The organism is Mesorhizobium sp. WSM4822 (assembly GCF_055811155.1).
Genome location: NZ_JBVVQM010000002.1, coordinates 607,705 through 623,589, shown reverse-complemented (window position 1 = coordinate 623,589; position 15,885 = coordinate 607,705). Strand labels below are relative to the sequence as shown.

Sequence of the window (15,885 nt, the reverse complement as noted above, 5' to 3'; positions counted from 1 at the left end):
CGGATCGAAAGTGAGGGCTGCGATCCATTTTCCGGCAGGGGCGAGGAGGCTCGAAACCGGGAAGGTGCGATCACGGGAGGAACTACCAGGGCCGGCCCCGTTGCCGGCTCGCACGATAAGGTAGAACGCGCACAAGGGAGGAAATCATTATGCGCAAGTTAGTGACCAGCGCACTTGCTGGTATCGGCTTAACGCTTGCCTGCGGAACGTCCGTTTACGCGCAGGACAAAGAACTCACCATATTCTGGGCGGAATGGGATCCGGCGAACTATTTGCAGGAACTCGTCAATCTCTACGAGGCCGAGACCGGCGTGAAGGTCACGGTCGAAACCACACCTTGGTCCGACTTCCAGACCAAGGCATTCACCGAGTTCAACGCCAAGGGCAGCGCCTACGACATGGTGGTCGGCGACTCGCAGTGGATCGGTGCCGCATCCGAGGCGGGCCACTATGTCGACCTTACCGACTTCTTCAACAAGCATAATTTGAAGGAGGTGATGGCGCCGGCGACTGTCAAGTACTACGCAGAATATCCGTCGGCCTCTGGCAAGTACTGGTCGATCCCGGCCGAGGGTGACGCAGTCGGCTGGTCCTACCGTAAGGACTGGTTCGAGGACCCCAAGGAAATGGAAGCCTTCAAGGCCAAGTATGGCTACGATCTCGGCGTGCCGAAGGATTTCAAGGCGCTGCGCGACATTGCCGAATTCTTCCACCGTCCCGACCAGAAGCGCTACGGCGTCGCCATCTACACCGACAATTCATATGATGCCCTGGTGATGGGCGTCGAGAACGCCATCTTCTCCTACGGCGGCGAACTTGGCGACTATGCCACTTACAAGGTCGACGGGATCATCAACTCCGATCAGAACGTCAAGGCGCTCGAGGTCTACAAGGAACTCTATTCCTTCACACCTCCTGGTTGGGCCAAGAGCTTCTTCATCGAGGACAACCAGGCGATCACCGAGAATCTGGCTGCGATGAGCATGAACTACTTCGCCTTCTTCCCGGCGCTCATCAACGAAGCCTCGAACCCGAATGCCAAGAACACAGGCTTCTTCGCCAACCCGGCCGGCCCGAACGGCGACCAGTTCGCCGCGCTCGGCGGCCAGGGCATCTCCGTCATCTCCTATTCCAACAACAAGGAAGAGGCGATGAAGTTCCTGGAATGGTTCATCAAAGACGAGACGCAGAAGAAGTGGGCGGAACTCGGCGGTTACACGGCAAGTGCCAAGGTGCTCGAGTCGCCTGAATTCCAGAACGCCACGCCTTACAACAAGGCTTTCTACGAAACCATGTTCAAGGTGAAGGACTTCTGGGCGACGCCGGAATATGCCGAGCTGCTCATCGCGATGAACCAACGCGTCTATCCGTACATCACCGGCAATCAGGGCACGGCCAAGGAAGTGCTCGATGCGCTCGCCGCGGACTGGAACGCGACGTTCAAGAAGTACAACCGCGTGAAGTAAGCGGTACTAACGCTCGGAAGGGGTGGGAGCCCACCCCTTCCGTTTTCTTTTCTCAAGGAAGGAACTGGCCTTGGCCACTGCAGTCATGACCACGCTGGATCCCAACTCGCGCTCCGCCACCCGCGGCATGAGCGATCTCACGATCCGAAATCTCTTCATCATTCCGACGATCGTTTTCCTGATCGTCTTCAACATCTTTCCACTGCTCTATTCGCTCGGCTATTCGTTCACCGACTTTCGCGCGTCGAGCCCGGCGGCGGCCAATTTCGTCGGACTGCAGAATTACCGCGAACTGCTAAACGACCCGTTCATCTGGTCGAATTTCGCCATCACCGCCAAATATGTCATCGTCTCCGTGGTCGGTCAGGTCATCGTCGGCTTTGGCGTGGCGTTGCTGCTCAACCGCGATATCCCGCTGAAGGGCCTGCTGACGACACTGCTGTTGTTGCCGATGATGCTGTCGATGGCCGTCGTCGGTCTGTTCTGGAAACTGCTCTATGATCCGTCATGGGGTGTCATCAACTATGCACTCGGCCTCGGCAATTTCGAGTGGCTGTCCAACCCTGACATGGCGCTCTACGCGGTTGCCATCACCGACATCTGGATGTGGTCGCCCTTCGTCATGCTGCTGTCGCTTGCCGGCCTGTCGGCAGTGCCGAAGCACCTCTACGAGGCGGCGGCGATCGACCGCGCCGGCTCGTTCTATACCTTCTTTCGCATTACGCTGCCGCTGGTCGCGCCGATTCTGATGATCGCGATCATCTTCCGCACCATGGAGGCGTTCAAGACCTTCGATCTCGCCTACATCCTGACCAGCCAGCCAACCACCGAGGTGATCTCGATCCGGCTCTACAAGATGGCGTTCCAGGAATGGCAGACCGGGCGCTCCTGCGCGCTTGCCTACATCGTGCTGATCATGGTGCTGGCTATCACCAACATCTACGTCAAATACCTCAACAAGGTGAAGGAGCGCTGAGATGGCCGCCGTCCGCACTTCTTCCGAAATCGGCTTCAATCGCGTCGCCATCGTCGTTGTCCTTTTGGTGACGATCATCTTCCTCGCGCCGATCTACTGGATTGCCTCGACGGCGTTCAAGCCGCGCAATCTTGCCACGACCATCCCGCCGACGGTGGTGTTCCAGCCGGAGATATCGCCCTTCGTCAAACTGTTCACCAAGCGCTCGCAACTGCGCAGCGCGCCGACGCCGGAAGAGTATGCGGCAGCGCCCTGGTGGGAGCGCGTCGTCTTCGACGGCGGTGAAAAGATCGTGCGCGACGGCAAGGGCCAGGTGCAATGGTCCGGCTATCCGAGCCGCTTCATGAACTCGCTGATCATCGCCATCACCTCCACGGTGCTGGCGGTCGGCATGGGCACCTTCACCGCCTATGGCTTTTCGCGCTTCAAGGTGAAGGGGGAGGCTGACCTGCTCTTCTTCATCCTGTCGACACGCATGCTCCCGCCGGTGGTGGTGGCGATCCCGATGTTCCTGATGTACCGGGCGGTCGGCCTCAACGACACGCATGTGGGCCTGATCATCCTCTACACCGCCTTCAACCTGTCCTTCTCGGTGTGGCTGATGAAGGGTTTTATGGATGAGATACCGAAAGAGTATGAAGAGGCGGCCCTGGTCGACGGTTACACGCGCATGGAGGCCTTCTTCAAGATCGTGCTGCCCGAGGCGGCCACCGGCATCGCCGCCACCGCGGTGTTCTGCTTCATCACCGCGTGGAACGAATATGCCTTCGCACTGATCATGACCAACCGCCGCGCCCAGACCGCACCGCCCTTCATCCCGAGCCAGGTCGGCTCGGGCCTGCCGGACTGGACGGTGATCGCCGCCGGAACCTTTCTGTTCCTGCTGCCGGTCGCGATCTTCACGTTCCTGCTCCGCAACCATCTGCTGCGCGGCATGTCCTTCGGAGCGATTCGCAAATGAGCTTTCGTGCCATCAACCAGAAATATCTGGAGCCCGGTTCGCAGGTGCTGATGGTGCTCGGCATCATAGCACTCTGCCAGCCCTGGAACCTGTTGTTGCACACATATGGCCTGACCATCATCCTGATCGGGCTGGTCGGCTTCAACGTCACCTCCAAGATCGCGCCTGAGGAAAAGGCCGGCACCGGCCAGGTGCGCAATCCGGGAGCACAGCATTGACCCAGATCGAGCTTCGCGGCGTCCAGAAATTCTTCGGCGCCGTCCAGGTCATCAAGGACCTGAACCTCAAGATCGCCGACAACGAGTTCATCGTTCTGCTCGGCCAGTCGGGCTGCGGCAAGACGACGACGCTGCGGGCCATCGCCGGGCTGGAAACGATCGACGAGGGCGACATCCTCATCGACGGCAAACCGATCCAGCATCTAAAGGCCGCCGACCGCGACATTGCCATGGTCTTCCAGTCGTTCTCGCTCTATCCGCATATGAGCGTCTACGAGAACATCGCCTTCCCCTTGCGCGCCACGCGCAAGAGCAAGACGGAGATCGACAGCGAGGTTCGCTCCGTCGCCAAGACGCTGCAGATCACCGATCTGCTGGACAAGAAGCCATCGGCGCTCTCGGGTGGCGACATGCAGCGCGTCGCCATTGGCCGGGCGCTGGTGCGGCGGCCGAAGGCCATGCTGATGGACGAGCCGATCGGCGCGCTCGACGCCAAGCTGCGCGAGGAGATGCGGGCCGAGATCAAGCGGCTGCACATCAAGCAAGGGTCGACGACCATCTATGTGACGCACGACCAGGTCGAGGCGATGAGCCTCGCCGACCGTATCGTCATCATGCATGAAGGCGTGCTGCAGCAGGTCGGCTCGCCCGACGAGGTCTATTCGCACCCGGCCAATCTGTTCGTGGCGCAATTCGTCGGCAGTCCGGTGATGAACGTCGCCGATGCGGCAGTCGCCGAGACGGCGTCCTCGGTCTCGGTGACGGTCGGCGGGGCTCCCGCCGGCTTCGAGTTCCCGCGGGCGCTGCTGTCGAAGCTCAACGGCCATGCAGGCGGCCAGCTCGCGCTCGGCATCCGGCCGGAAGGCGTTCTCATCCGCCGCGAGGCGACGGAGGGGTTTTTGCCGGTCGAGACGCAGATCGTCGAGCCGCTTGGCTCCTTCGACATTGTCGATCTCAAGGTCGGCTCAAAGATGCTGCGCGCACGCACCAAGAGCGGCTTCGTCGCCGGTCCCGGCCAGAAGGTGTTCGCCAGGATCGATCCGGCCCAAGCGCATTTCTTCGACACGGCAAGCGGCAAGTCGCTGGGAGTGAGATTGTGATGGCCGAAGGACACGAAAGGCCAATGACTTGGCCTTTCGAACAATCGAACGCCCGGAGCTATAGCGGAGGGCAGACACCCTCGAAAAAGAGATCGGGACGATAGACATGGCCCATATCCAGCTCAAGAACATCTCGAAGACTTTCGGCAACCACACTGCGCTCACCGGGCTCGATCTCGATATTGCCGATGGCGAGTTCTTCGTGCTGCTGGGCGAGACGGGCGCCGGCAAGACGACGACGCTGCGGCTTATCGCCGGCCTGGAAAAGCCGAGCGAAGGCCAGGTCTTCATCGACGGCGTCGACGTCGCCGACTGGGGTGCGGCCGAGCGTGACGTGGCGCTGGTGCTGCAGCAATACTCGCTCTATCCGCGCTACACGGTGCGTGAAAATCTCGAATTCCCGCTGAAGCCGAAAATTCGCCGGCTGCCCGACGCCGAGATCAAGGATCGCGTCGACCGTGCCGCCCGTACGCTGCGGATCGAGCACCTGCTCGACCGCAAGACGGATCGGCTGTCCGGCGGCGAGATGCAGCGCGTCTCGATCGGCCGCGCCATCGTGCGCAAGCCGCGTGTGTTCCTGATGGACGAGCCGCTGTCTGCGCTCGACGCCAAGCTGCGCGAGGCGCTGCGGACTGAACTGAAGAACCTGCAGATGCAGCTCGGCGCCACCTTCCTGTTCGTCACCCACGACCAGATCGAGGCGATGTCGATGGGCGACAAGGTCGGCGTGCTCAACCATGGCCGCATCGTTCAGACCGGCACGCCGCACGAGATCTACAACAATCCGCGCGATACCTATGTGGCGAGCTTCGTCGGCTCGCCGCCAATGAACCTCATCGACGGCAAGCTTGTGAACGGCCGCGCGGTGATGGCGCCGTTGAACTTCGAACTGCCTTTTTCGGGGGGAGCCAAAGCGGGCGGGGCGACCGACGGTCGCCCGCTCGTCTTTGGCATTCGTCCCGAGGACGTCTATCTCGAGAGCGGCGCGCCGGTCGAGGCGCATGTTCACGACGTCGAGAACCACGGCGTCGAAAAGATCCTGACGCTGCGCGTCGGCGACGCGACACTGCGTGCCACCGTGCCGGCCAGGACCGACGTCGCCATCGAGCAGGCGGTGCGCTTTGCCTGGAACCCCGACAAGGTGGTGCTGTTCGACAAGGGCAGCGGCGTCAGCTTGCGACACGCCTCATAAAGCGCGTCGCGCTGAAACGGATTCATGCGACGCGCTTTAGGTCTTTGTTTTTGTGCATGTCGTTCTCCCAAAACCGAGGTCACTTTTGGGCGACATGCGTGAGGCCGCATCCCAGCCTATTTCTGGAAGTAGGTTTCGTAGGGCGTGTCGTTGATCAGCAGGATCACGCATTCCGTGTCGGAGACGCAGGCGTCGTCATGCATCTCATTGGCTTTCTGGGTCCAGTAGGATCCAGGAGGCAGTTCGACCTTGGTCGCCTCGCCGCCATCCATCTGCCAGTGCGCCCACAGCCCCTTTATGACCACCGCACGATAATCCGCGGTGTGCGCATGGACCGGTGCACGCCAGTTGCCGGGAACCTTCAGCAACGTGCCTGCCGGACCCTTGGCCCGCTCGCCCCACAATGGGCCAAGACGATGCGGCTGGTCGGGTACTTCCGCCACATAGGGGATCTTGTCGGCCGGCAGGTAGCTGTCCTCGAGGGCAAAGGCGCGCCCGGGAACCGCAAGCATGACGGCGAGTGCGATGACCTTCGGATGATTTGGCATGGTTCTCCTCTTCGGACCGACTGGACGCCGGCCGCTGGCTGCCTGGTTATGGCAAGCTATTGCATGCGGGTGGCCCGGCAATGGCATTGCGTCCGGAAGGCTTGGCAATTCATCCAGACCCGGCAATTCATCCAGACCCTGCGATCCATGGCCGCGGATCCGGGATCGCCTCAGCGGTTTTCGGAGGTGCCGTCGACGGTGCGCAGGTGGCTGGGCGCGATGCCTATGATGCGCTTGAACGCCCGGCTGAACGACGCTTCGGAATCGTAACCCAGTCTGGCGGCGACCACCGAAACCCGCATCCGATCATCGATCAGCCATTGCCGCGCCTGGTGCATGCGTATCCGGGCGACATATCTCGCCGGTGTTTCGCCAACGACGGCCGTGAAGCGTTCGGCGAAGGCCGATCGCGAGGCGCCCATTTCGCGCGCCAGCGCTTCGACAGTCCAGTTCCTGTCGGGCTGCAGATGAATGGCGGCAACTACGCGGCCGATGTCGCGATCCCTGATCGCCGCGATCCAGCCTCTGGTGTCGCCGCCGCTGTTTTCCACCCATGAACGGATGATGCTTGCAGCCAGTACGTCGGCCAGCCGCGCCAGCATGCCGCCGGAACCGGCGCGGTTCATGGTGATCTCGCCGGCCATGGCTTGCAGCAGATGCGGAATACCTGGCTCGCCAGCCATCAATTCCTTGGCGCGCATCATGTCCGGCATCATGCCCAGCAAGGGGTGCGATCCGTCCAGGTTGAAGTGCATGCTGCCGCAAAACAGCAAGATTTTCGGGCCGTGGCCGCCATTGGAGACATTGAAGACATTGTCCTGCAAAGGCTCGACAGTGTAGCTTTCGATCGGCACGGCAGGAATGCCAGGCGCGCTGGCAACGACATGCTCGGCGCCGCGCGGCAAGAGCAACGCATCGCCGGGTGTCAGCTCAATCCATTCTCCGGCTGGCGAGAACAGCCAGCATCCGCGGCGGCCAATGAAGTGAAATCTTGCTGCCTTCTGGGCAGGAAACAACACGGCCCATGGCTCTGAAAGTTCGCAGCGGCCATAGTCGACGCCATCAAGCCGCAATCCGCGCAAGATGTCGGTGAGCGGACCCTCCGAGGCCGGCAAGGCAGTCTTGGGCGAGGTGAAAACCATGCGGATTTTTCTAGAGCAGTTCATCGTTTAACGGAAACGTTGAACCGCTCTATCTCTTTGTTTTGACGCAATTCCGGACGGAAAAACCGCTTCACACTTTTCCTGGAATTGCTTTAGCCTGGAATCGCCAGTCCGTCACGGCTCCATGCGTCGGCTCAGGGCAATGAACTCGGGTCAACGGGTTCCTTCGGAGCTTTCGCCAGGCGTAGGGACGGAGCATCAAACGAAAACCCGCCTGTGCGGCGGGTCACTGGCGCAAATCAGCACCATAGACAGAAATGTAGCATAGCTGAGGTCACCGAGTCAAGAAAAAATTCCTATCGCGAAAAGCTGCCGGCAAAAAAGCTGCCGGGACCGCCGAACTGCCTTTGGCAAGCTGAGTTCGAAACCCTGTGCGTCAGCTGGCCTGGCGGATATCGGCCTGTTCCTCGCCCCGGAGATGGCTGCGCGCCAAGCCGATGACGCGCTTGAAGGCGCGGCTGAAGGCGACATCGGATTATAGCCGAGACGCCAAGAACCATCACGGTTTTCGGGCCGGCGCCGTTGTGATGGCAGCGACGAAGCGGTTCAGGCTGTCCTCGACATAGGCGGCCACTTCGATGGCCGGGTCAAAGCTCCACCACAGCAACGAGCCTTGCCAATGCGAGGCCATCAGCAGGCCGATGTCGCGTGGCGGGTTGGGCGTCTTGGCAAAACAGGCTGCAAGTGTGTCGCACAGGAACGCCTTCCAGGCCGCACCCCGCGCCCTGAGCACGGGATCGCGCAGATCCTCGCGCAGGACAAGCAGGCCTTCGGCATAGGATTCGATGCCGCCATAGAATTGCGACAGCGCCACCAGCAACGCGACCGCACCAGTGGGGGTTCTGGGAACGGCGGCTGCCAGCTTTCTGGTGTTCTCGTCGAGACCGTCCCAGGCGTGCAGCAAAGTGCGCTGTTTCAGCTGCGCCTTGTTCTTGAAGCGCTGCACCAGCGTTGCACCGGAGAGACCGCAGGCCTTTGCCAGACGCTCGAAGGTGAGTGCTTCGGGACCATGCTCGTGGATTAGCCGGTGCGCGGTCTCCAGCACCTGCTCGTCGGACTGGGTTTTTGGCCGTGTCATCTTGACATCCCGATATAACCGAATGATCATTTATATATATGGCGCGAACAGCACAAGCCAGCCTTGTCTGATCGATGAGACCGTTTTTGGGAGAGTTCAATGACGCTGCAAGGGAAAGTTGCTCTGGTCGCCGGCGGGACGCGCGGCGCCGGACGGGGCATAGCGATCGAACTCGGCGCAGCCGGCGCCACCGTCTATGTCACCGGGCGCAGCACGCGGGCCCAGCAATCCGAATATGCCCGGCCCGAAACCATCGAGGAAACAGCGGAACTGGTCTCGGCGAACGGAGGCAACGGCATCGCCGTTCAGGTCGATCATCTGGTGGCCGACGATGTGCGCAAACTGGTCGAGCGCATCCGCACCGAACAAGGCCGGCTCGACATACTGGTGAATGACATCTGGGGTGGCGAGAAACTGTTCGAGTGGCACAAACCGGTCTGGGACCACAATCTGGACAATGGCCTGCGCATGCTGCGGCTCGGCATCGACACGCATCTGATCACCGCGCACCATGCGCTGCCGCTGTTGATCGAACGTCCGGGCGGGCTGCTCATCGAGGTCACAGACGGCACGGCCGAATACAATGCCGATCACTACCGGCTGTCGCCATTCTACGATCTCGCCAAGGTCGCGGTGACGCGCATGGCATGGGCGCATGCCCAGGATCTCGCCAAACACGACGCAACGTCCGTGTCGCTGACGCCCGGCTGGCTGCGTTCGGAGATGATGCTGGAAGCCTTTGGCGTGAGCGAGGGCAATTGGCGCGACGCCACCGCTGAGGTGCCGCATTTCGTCATTTCCGAGACGCCACGTTTCGTCGGCCGCGCCGTTGCGGCTTTGGCGGCGGATCCGGACCGCTCGCGCTGGAACGGACAGTCGCTGTCCAGCGGCGGGCTGGCGCAGGTCTACGGCTTTACCGACCTCGACGGCTCACGGCCCGACGCCTGGCGTTATGTTCCCGAGGTCCAGGACGCCGGCAAGCCCGCCGATGCGACGGGCTATCGATAGGTAATTGGTTCCTGCGCAATTCCGGACGGAAAACCGCTGCGCACTTTTCCTGGAATTGCGTCAGGCGGACCGCCCGTCGAAAGCGAAGACCGACAGGGTCGAAGGGTCGAGATCGGCCACGCAGTTGATGTTGATATAGGCGCTGCGTTCACGGCCTCGCGGACATCCTCCGCAAAGGGATGGATGCCGCAAGCCCGGCAGAACCGGTGCGCGATGGCATGGTTGCCGAATGTGTAAGTGCCCAAATCGTCGCCCCAGGCCAGGACCCGCAAGGTCTCATGCGGAATGGCACACAGCAGGGCGCCCTTGCGCGTGCAGATCGAACAATTGCACCTGATGGCACCGGTCAGTTCGGCCTTGAATTCGAAGGCCACCTTGCCGCAGTGGCAGCTGCCTTTGTAGAGCATCGGGCTTTTCCTCGTATTCGACAGGGTGCAAAACTGCCTGCGCCGGGTTAAGTCTGGGCAAGCCATGCACTGGCCGCACCCCCTTAAGACGTTCAAGGCGTCCGGAGTCCGACACCGAAAATGCAATCCGTTCGTGATCATCTGGAAATCATTCTTGCGCGCCTCGCCGCCCGTGCCGGCGAGGAGCACGTGTTCACGAAGCTCTATGCCGAAGCCGCACGGGCCGCGGCTGATGCCAGCGATGCCCGCAAGCGGGCAAGTGTGACGCTAGGGCCGCTCGACGGCACCATCGTCTCGATCAAGGACCTGTTCGATGTCGCCGGCGAGCCGACCACGGCCGGTTCGCTGATGCGCAAGACCGCGGCGCCCGCCCAAAGCGACGCGGCAATCGTCAGCCGGCTGCGGCAGGCCGGCGCGGTCATCATCGGCAAGACCAACATGACCGAATTCGCCTTCACCGCGATCGGCGACAACAGCCATTTCGGCACGCCTGGCAATGCCGTGGACGCCAGTCGCATTCCGGGCGGCTCTTCCTCGGGCGCAGGCGTTTCCGTCGGCGAGGGGACAAGCGAAATATCGATCGGTTCCGATACCGGCGGTTCGATACGCATACCGGCTTCACTCAACGGTGTCGTCGGCTTCAAGCCGACAGCGCGACGCGTGCCGCTCGCCGGCGCGTTCCCATTGTCCGCCACGCTGGACTCGATCGGGCCGCTTGCCCGAACCGTCGCCCAATGTGCCGCCGCCGACGCCGTGATGGCCGGCGAGGTGCTGCCGACCGCGCTGGCGCCGATTGCCCTTGCAGGGCTTCGCATAGGCATTCCGCGCGGCGTCCTTTTCGAAGAGACGGAAGACGAGGTGGCGACCGCGTTCGACCGCTGCCTTGGCAAGATCGAGCAGACAGGCGCGCGGATCGCCGACCTGTCGATCGACGATCTGCTCGCCGATTTGCACGCGGCGACCAAGCGTGGCTCGATCGCTGCGATGGAAGGGGCCGAAGTGCATGCCGACTGGCTGGCGACAGGAGCGTCGGTGCCGGTCGACCCGCATGTCAGCGGACCTTTGTCGCGGGCGGCAATGCTGCCGACGCCTGTCTACATCAGGGCAATGCGTCGTCGCGCAGCACTTGCCGCCGCCATGGACGAGCGGCTGGCATCGGTCGATGTGCTGGCTCTGCCGACCACGCCGGTGACGGCGCCGACCATCGTCTCGATGGCTGACGGCGCCGAGCTGCGCGACCGCACTGAGGGCCTGCTGCTGCGCAACACGCAGGTCGCCAACCAGTTCGATCTCTGCGCGATCTCGCTACCGATGCCGGGCACTCCGCTGCCCGCCGGATTGATGCTGGTGGCGCGCAACGGGCATGACCGGCGCCTGCTGCGGATTGCTGCCGAAATAGAGCAGCTGCTTGGCGCGTGACCAGGGCTGAACCGCCTATCAGTGCGACGAACAGTGCTTGCGTTCGCTGTCCTTGGCGGTCCGCACGATACGGGTCGCGACCAGCCAGGGCAGATTGTACTTCTCGCCGGTGATGGTCTGGGGTGCGGTGCTCGATCGAACCCCTGACGACGATCTTGCCGGCATAAAGCGCGTCGGAAAGATCGGTTATCGCCTTGTCGGCCTGCGGCAATCCGCTTGGATCGATCGAGACGCCCTTGATGATCGCCCCGGTGGCAAGGTCGAGCACGCTGTTCGACGGGCAGGGCGCCTTGAAGCAGCGCAGTCCGTTGTCGCAATAGACATAACTGCTTTCGGCCGCGAATGACGGCATGGCGCAGAGCGAACAGACGACGACTACCAGGAATGCGAGCCGTGGATCGGCATGGCTCTCAACGTCGCGGAGAATTGGGGCGAAACCGCGATGCGTTACAGGTTCGCCGGAAACCGCCGCCGATAGTGATCGACCACTTCCGGATTGCGCAGATTGACCGGCAGCTTGTTGGCCAGCACCAACAAGGCTTCACCCGCCGCGCCGACGCCCATGCGCATCATCGATTCCTCGGTGATCCCGGCCATGTGCGGCGTGATGATGACATTGTCGAAGCCGAAATAGGGATGGTTCGACGGCAGCGGCTGTGTCGCAAAAACATCGAGCGCGGCACCGCCGATACGGCGTTTCTGCAATGCCTCGATCAGCGCATCGTCATCGATGACCGGTCCGCGCGACACGTTGATCAGCAGCGCATGCGGCTTCATGCGGGCGATCCGCTCACGGTTGATCAGGCCGCGCGTTTCCGGCGTCAGCGGGCAGCACAGAACGATGATGTCGCTCTGCTCGACGAGAGCGTCGATCGACAGGAAGCCGACCTTGTCCGGCGCCGGCTGCATGCTGCGCGTCGTTGCCACCACCTTCAGGTCGAAGCCGTGCGCCGCGATATGGCCGACCGCCTGGCCAACGGCACCAAGGCCGACGATGCCGATGGTCTTGCCGGCAAACTCGCTGTTGGAATTGGCGTGCTCGCGGCCGGCAAGCCAGCCTTTGGCGCGCAGGTCGCGGTCGACGACGCGGAAGTTGCGCAGCAAGGCGAGCGCCGCGAACATGACGTGCTCGGCAACCGAGCGGGCATTGACCGCCGGCACATTCGCCACCAGCACGCCGCCCGCCGCCGCTGCTTCCATCGGGATCATGTCGAGCCCGGCGCCATGACGGATTGCCGCCCGCAGCAGCTTTGCGCCGTCGAAAAGCTGTGGTGGCAGCGGCGCGCGCACGATGACGATATCAGCGTCCTTCGCCTCGGCGGCCAGCGTGGCCGGATCGATGGCGGAGGCGACGACGAGTTCTCCGGCGCCGGCCAGCATGGCCGAGGCGCGCGGGTGCAGGGCGTGGGTCGTGAGGATACGGGCCATGTTGGTCAGGCTCTTTCGAGCGCCGGGCTTTGCGGCTCCTCGCCATGGCCCTCGATCAGGCCTTTCCAGTAGCTCTCAGCCCCTTGCAGATGGGCGCTCATCAGCGCCTGGGCGAGATTGCCGTCGCGGCGCAGCAGCGCCTCATAGATCTGGATATGCTCGGCATGCGAGCGCACGTTGCGCTCGGGGTCGTTGAAATAGATCGGCAGGCGCTGCTCGCCCATCATATAGTAGACGCTGCAGACATTGTGGAAGACGCTGTTCTTGGTGGCGCGCACGATCTCGAGGTGGAATTCACGGTCTTCCCTGGCAAGCCCTTCGCCGGCGGCAATGCGCTCTTCCGAAACCTTCAGGATTTCACGCAGCCGCTCGAAATTCTCCTCGGTGGCGCGCGAACAGGCAAGTTCGGCCGCCTTGATCTCGTGGATCTTGCGCAGTTCGACCGTCTCGTAGATCTGGATCGGGTCGAGCGGCAGGCCCGCGCGCGCAAAAAGCGCCATGGCCTCCACGCTGGCCTGCTTGGTGTCGATGTAGATGCCGGACTTGGCCCGGCGCTCGACGATGCGCATGGCCTCCAGGATGGCCAGCGCCTCGCGGATCTGGCCGCGGCTGACGGCGAAATGCTCCGCCAGTTCGCGTTCCGAAGGCGTTCGGCCGCTCTCCTTGTCCGAATGGGAGAACAGGTAGGCAGCGAGTTCCGCGAGGAGGTTCTTTTCTTTCATCGTCAACCGCGTTGCGCGTGCGCCTCCAGGAACCGCTCCGAAATGGTGAATCCCAGGCCCGGTTTTTCCGGGATCGCTATCATACCGTCCCTGGCTTCGACAGTCTCTTCGACCAGATCATGGATCATCGGGTTGGCGCCGAGCGAATATTCGACGGTGAAACTCGACGGCGAGGCGGCGCAGACATGCAAGCCTGCGAAAAAACAGGGCGCGCCGGCCCACAGATGCGGTGCAAAGCGCAGATTGAAGGCGCTGGCGATGGTGCCGATCTTCATCGCCTCGCTGATACCGCCGCAGAAGGCGGGATCCGGCTGGAAAATGTCGGCGGCTTTCAGCACCGCGAGATCGCGGAAGGCATAGCGTGTCGCCTCGCTTTCGCCGGTGGCGATCGGGACGGCACCTGACGCCCGCACTTCAGCCATGCCGGGCTTGTCGTCGGCGATGATAGGCTCCTCGAACCAGGCGAGGTCCAGATCGTTGACGAGATGGATGAAGCGCTTGGCTTCGGCCACCGTGTAGGTGCCGTGCGCGTCGACCATCAGTTCGACATCGGGGCCGAGCGCCTGCCGTGCGGCCCGCACGCGGCCGGCCGAAATGTGCGCCGCGCCATCCATGGCGCCAACCCGCATCTTCAGTGCCTTGAAACCGCCCTTGGCGATGTAGGATTTCAACTGCTCGCCGATGGCGTCGGCAGCCGCCCAGCCGCCGGACGCGTAAGCCGGCATGCGATCGAGCTTGCGGCCGCCGAGCAGCCGCCAGACCGGAACGCCAAGCGATTTGCCAAGAATGTCCCACAGCGCGATGTCGACGGCGCTGATGGCGGCGATGCTCATGCCGCGCCGCGCCAGTTGCGGCATGGCGTGGCCGCCACGCGCGGCGCTGTCGTGGCGCACGCCATTGTAGAGCATCTCCCATATGACGCCGATATCGGCCGGATCGCGACCGATCAGTTGCGGCCCGACCTCATGGTTCAGCATGTGGACGAGCGCACCGTAGCTGCCGGCACTGCCGGCGGCGTTCTTGCCTTCGCCCCAGCCGACCAGCCCGTCATCGGTCGCGATGCGCAGGATGGCGGCGTCGAAGGTCGTCACCTGACCGAAGTCGCTGCGGTGCTGCCGAGCGGCTTCGATCGGAACGCGGATCCACCAGGCTTGGACGGACTTGATACGCATATTCTTCCCCAGCCCCGCCGCCGGTCAGGGCGGAAGGGCGAATTTCCCAGAGGCAGTCGGCTACTTGATCAGCGGCAATAACGTTTCGGCGTTGATGCGCATCTGGTCGGTGTAGAATTTCTCGGTGAGCACGCTGGAGCCGTGGTCCTGGATGAACTTCAGCTGCTCGGGCGAGATGTCGACCGGATTGCGCTCGACCATGTCGGGATAGGGGGCTGCCGGCGTCCGGTCGACGGGCGCGACGAACTCGTTGGTCAGCGCGCCGTCGTAGCCGATCTCGCGCAAGGTGGCGACGATCTTCGGCCAGTCGATCTGGCCGAGGCCGGCGGCAAACCGGTTGTTGTCGGCGACGTGGAAGTCGAACAGGCGCTTTCCGACCTGCCGGATCGCGTCATGGACGTTAAATTCTTCCATGTGGAGGTGGTAAGCGTCGAGGCACACGCCGCATTCGGGGCTGACCGCGTCAGCCAGCGCCAGTGCCTGGGCGCCGCGATTGAACAGATAGGTCTCGAAGCGGTTTAGGGGTTCGACAGCGATCTTGACGCCGACCTTCTTGGCGTGGGTGAAGCATTCACGGGTGGCGTCGACGACCCACTTCCATTCCTCTTCTTCGGTCCCGTCAGGCACGACCTTGCCGACGGTGGCCGGAACCAGCGTGATGATCTCGCCATCGAGTTCGCTGACCATGGTCAGCACGTCCTTGACATACTGAACGGAACGCTCGCGCTGGCCCTGGTTCCTGGCGGCAAGGTTGCGCTCGCCCAGCATCAGGGTCACCGCGCCCCAGCAGCGAATACCATGCTCCTTCAGCAGTGCCCGGGTCTCCTTGGTCTTGTACTGCTCGGGCTCGCCGGAAATCTCGATCGACTCATAGCCGAATTTCTTGATGCGCTTGAGCGTCGTCTCCAAGGGTTCCGCGCGCATCCAGTTGTGCGTCGAAAGATGCATGGTCTGTCCTTCCCAAATCGTCTCTATGGTTCGCCTGCGACATGCATCGCCAAAAGGCGACACAAAGGTTCCTCCCCAA

The 15,885-nt window shown here is 62.5% G+C and carries 16 protein-coding genes and 1 pseudogene; 8 read left to right on the top strand and 9 right to left on the bottom strand.

Features of this window, described 5'->3' with window-relative positions:
- Positions 1-149: 149 nt before the first annotated feature.
- From AC0L3E_RS07860 to AC0L3E_RS07835, 6 genes are all read left to right on the top strand, one after another.
- Complete coding sequence (locus AC0L3E_RS07860; protein WP_127268333.1) at positions 150-1,466, top strand: ABC transporter substrate-binding protein; 1,317 nt, start codon at positions 150-152, stop codon at positions 1,464-1,466.
- Positions 1,467-1,536: 70 nt separating this feature from the next.
- Positions 1,537-2,442: a carbohydrate ABC transporter permease gene (locus AC0L3E_RS07855; RefSeq protein WP_023812446.1), complete on the top strand. Its 906-nt coding sequence runs from the start codon at positions 1,537-1,539 to the stop codon at positions 2,440-2,442.
- Between the two features lies 1 nt (position 2,443).
- Positions 2,444-3,403, top strand: coding sequence for a carbohydrate ABC transporter permease (locus tag AC0L3E_RS07850; protein WP_127268334.1), 960 nt, complete (start codon positions 2,444-2,446; stop codon positions 3,401-3,403).
- The gene (locus AC0L3E_RS07845) at positions 3,400-3,621 is read left to right on the top strand and encodes a hypothetical protein (RefSeq protein ID WP_127268335.1); all 222 of its coding nucleotides are present in this window, start codon (positions 3,400-3,402) and stop codon (positions 3,619-3,621) included. The genes AC0L3E_RS07850 and AC0L3E_RS07845 overlap by 4 nt, the downstream gene beginning before the upstream one ends.
- On the top strand, positions 3,618-4,721 hold the full coding sequence (locus tag AC0L3E_RS07840; RefSeq protein WP_128289236.1) for an ABC transporter ATP-binding protein: 1,104 nt from the start codon (positions 3,618-3,620) through the stop codon (positions 4,719-4,721). Before AC0L3E_RS07845 ends, AC0L3E_RS07840 begins: the two co-directional genes overlap by 4 nt.
- Positions 4,722-4,827: 106 nt before the next feature.
- Positions 4,828-5,913, top strand: coding sequence for an ABC transporter ATP-binding protein (locus AC0L3E_RS07835; protein WP_127268316.1), 1,086 nt, complete (start codon positions 4,828-4,830; stop codon positions 5,911-5,913).
- A 116-nt stretch (positions 5,914-6,029) separates the two neighbouring features.
- Here AC0L3E_RS07835 and AC0L3E_RS07830 read toward each other — a convergent pair whose 3' ends face one another.
- From AC0L3E_RS07830 to AC0L3E_RS07820, 3 genes are all read right to left on the bottom strand, one after another.
- Complete coding sequence (locus tag AC0L3E_RS07830; RefSeq protein ID WP_127332286.1) at positions 6,030-6,461, bottom strand: DUF4437 domain-containing protein; 432 nt, start codon at positions 6,459-6,461, stop codon at positions 6,030-6,032.
- A 170-nt stretch (positions 6,462-6,631) separates the two neighbouring features.
- The gene (locus tag AC0L3E_RS07825) at positions 6,632-7,603 is read right to left on the bottom strand and encodes an AraC family transcriptional regulator (protein ID WP_164761593.1); all 972 of its coding nucleotides are present in this window, start codon (positions 7,601-7,603) and stop codon (positions 6,632-6,634) included.
- Between the two features lie 520 nt (positions 7,604-8,123).
- The gene (locus AC0L3E_RS07820) at positions 8,124-8,702 is read right to left on the bottom strand and encodes a TetR/AcrR family transcriptional regulator (protein ID WP_245469859.1); all 579 of its coding nucleotides are present in this window, start codon (positions 8,700-8,702) and stop codon (positions 8,124-8,126) included.
- A gap of 99 nt (positions 8,703-8,801) precedes the next feature.
- On the opposite strand from AC0L3E_RS07820, the gene AC0L3E_RS07815 reads away from it, so the two are divergent.
- Positions 8,802-9,710, top strand: coding sequence for an SDR family oxidoreductase (locus AC0L3E_RS07815; RefSeq protein WP_473604558.1), 909 nt, complete (start codon positions 8,802-8,804; stop codon positions 9,708-9,710).
- Between the two features lie 60 nt (positions 9,711-9,770).
- Here AC0L3E_RS07815 and AC0L3E_RS07810 read toward each other — a convergent pair.
- Positions 9,771-10,117 (bottom strand): annotated as a pseudogene (locus AC0L3E_RS07810) (GFA family protein).
- A 120-nt stretch (positions 10,118-10,237) separates the two neighbouring features.
- Here AC0L3E_RS07810 and AC0L3E_RS07805 point away from each other — a divergent pair.
- Positions 10,238-11,536: an amidase gene (locus tag AC0L3E_RS07805; protein WP_128309204.1), complete on the top strand. Its 1,299-nt coding sequence runs from the start codon at positions 10,238-10,240 to the stop codon at positions 11,534-11,536.
- Between the two features lie 18 nt (positions 11,537-11,554).
- Here the strand turns inward: AC0L3E_RS07805 and AC0L3E_RS07800 are convergent, their stop codons facing one another.
- The 5 genes from AC0L3E_RS07800 to AC0L3E_RS07780 all read right to left on the bottom strand — a co-directional run bounded on the left by AC0L3E_RS07800 (position 11,555) and on the right by AC0L3E_RS07780 (position 15,806).
- A complete protein-coding gene (locus tag AC0L3E_RS07800) occupies positions 11,555-11,701 on the bottom strand; it encodes a hypothetical protein (RefSeq protein WP_245470103.1) in 147 nt (48 codons plus the stop codon).
- Positions 11,702-11,983: 282 nt separating this feature from the next.
- Positions 11,984-12,964 carry an NAD(P)-dependent oxidoreductase gene (locus tag AC0L3E_RS07795; RefSeq protein WP_128309203.1) on the bottom strand — a complete coding sequence of 327 codons (981 nt, stop codon included), beginning with the start codon at positions 12,962-12,964 and terminating at the stop codon, positions 11,984-11,986.
- Between the two features lie 5 nt (positions 12,965-12,969).
- The gene (locus tag AC0L3E_RS07790) at positions 12,970-13,686 is read right to left on the bottom strand and encodes a FadR/GntR family transcriptional regulator (RefSeq protein ID WP_128309202.1); all 717 of its coding nucleotides are present in this window, start codon (positions 13,684-13,686) and stop codon (positions 12,970-12,972) included.
- A 2-nt stretch (positions 13,687-13,688) separates the two neighbouring features.
- On the bottom strand, positions 13,689-14,858 hold the full coding sequence (locus tag AC0L3E_RS07785) for a mandelate racemase/muconate lactonizing enzyme family protein (protein WP_127328201.1): 1,170 nt from the start codon (positions 14,856-14,858) through the stop codon (positions 13,689-13,691).
- A 60-nt stretch (positions 14,859-14,918) separates the two neighbouring features.
- A complete protein-coding gene (locus AC0L3E_RS07780) occupies positions 14,919-15,806 on the bottom strand; it encodes a sugar phosphate isomerase/epimerase family protein (RefSeq protein WP_128309200.1) in 888 nt (295 codons plus the stop codon).
- Between the last annotated feature and the right edge of the window lie 79 nt (positions 15,807-15,885).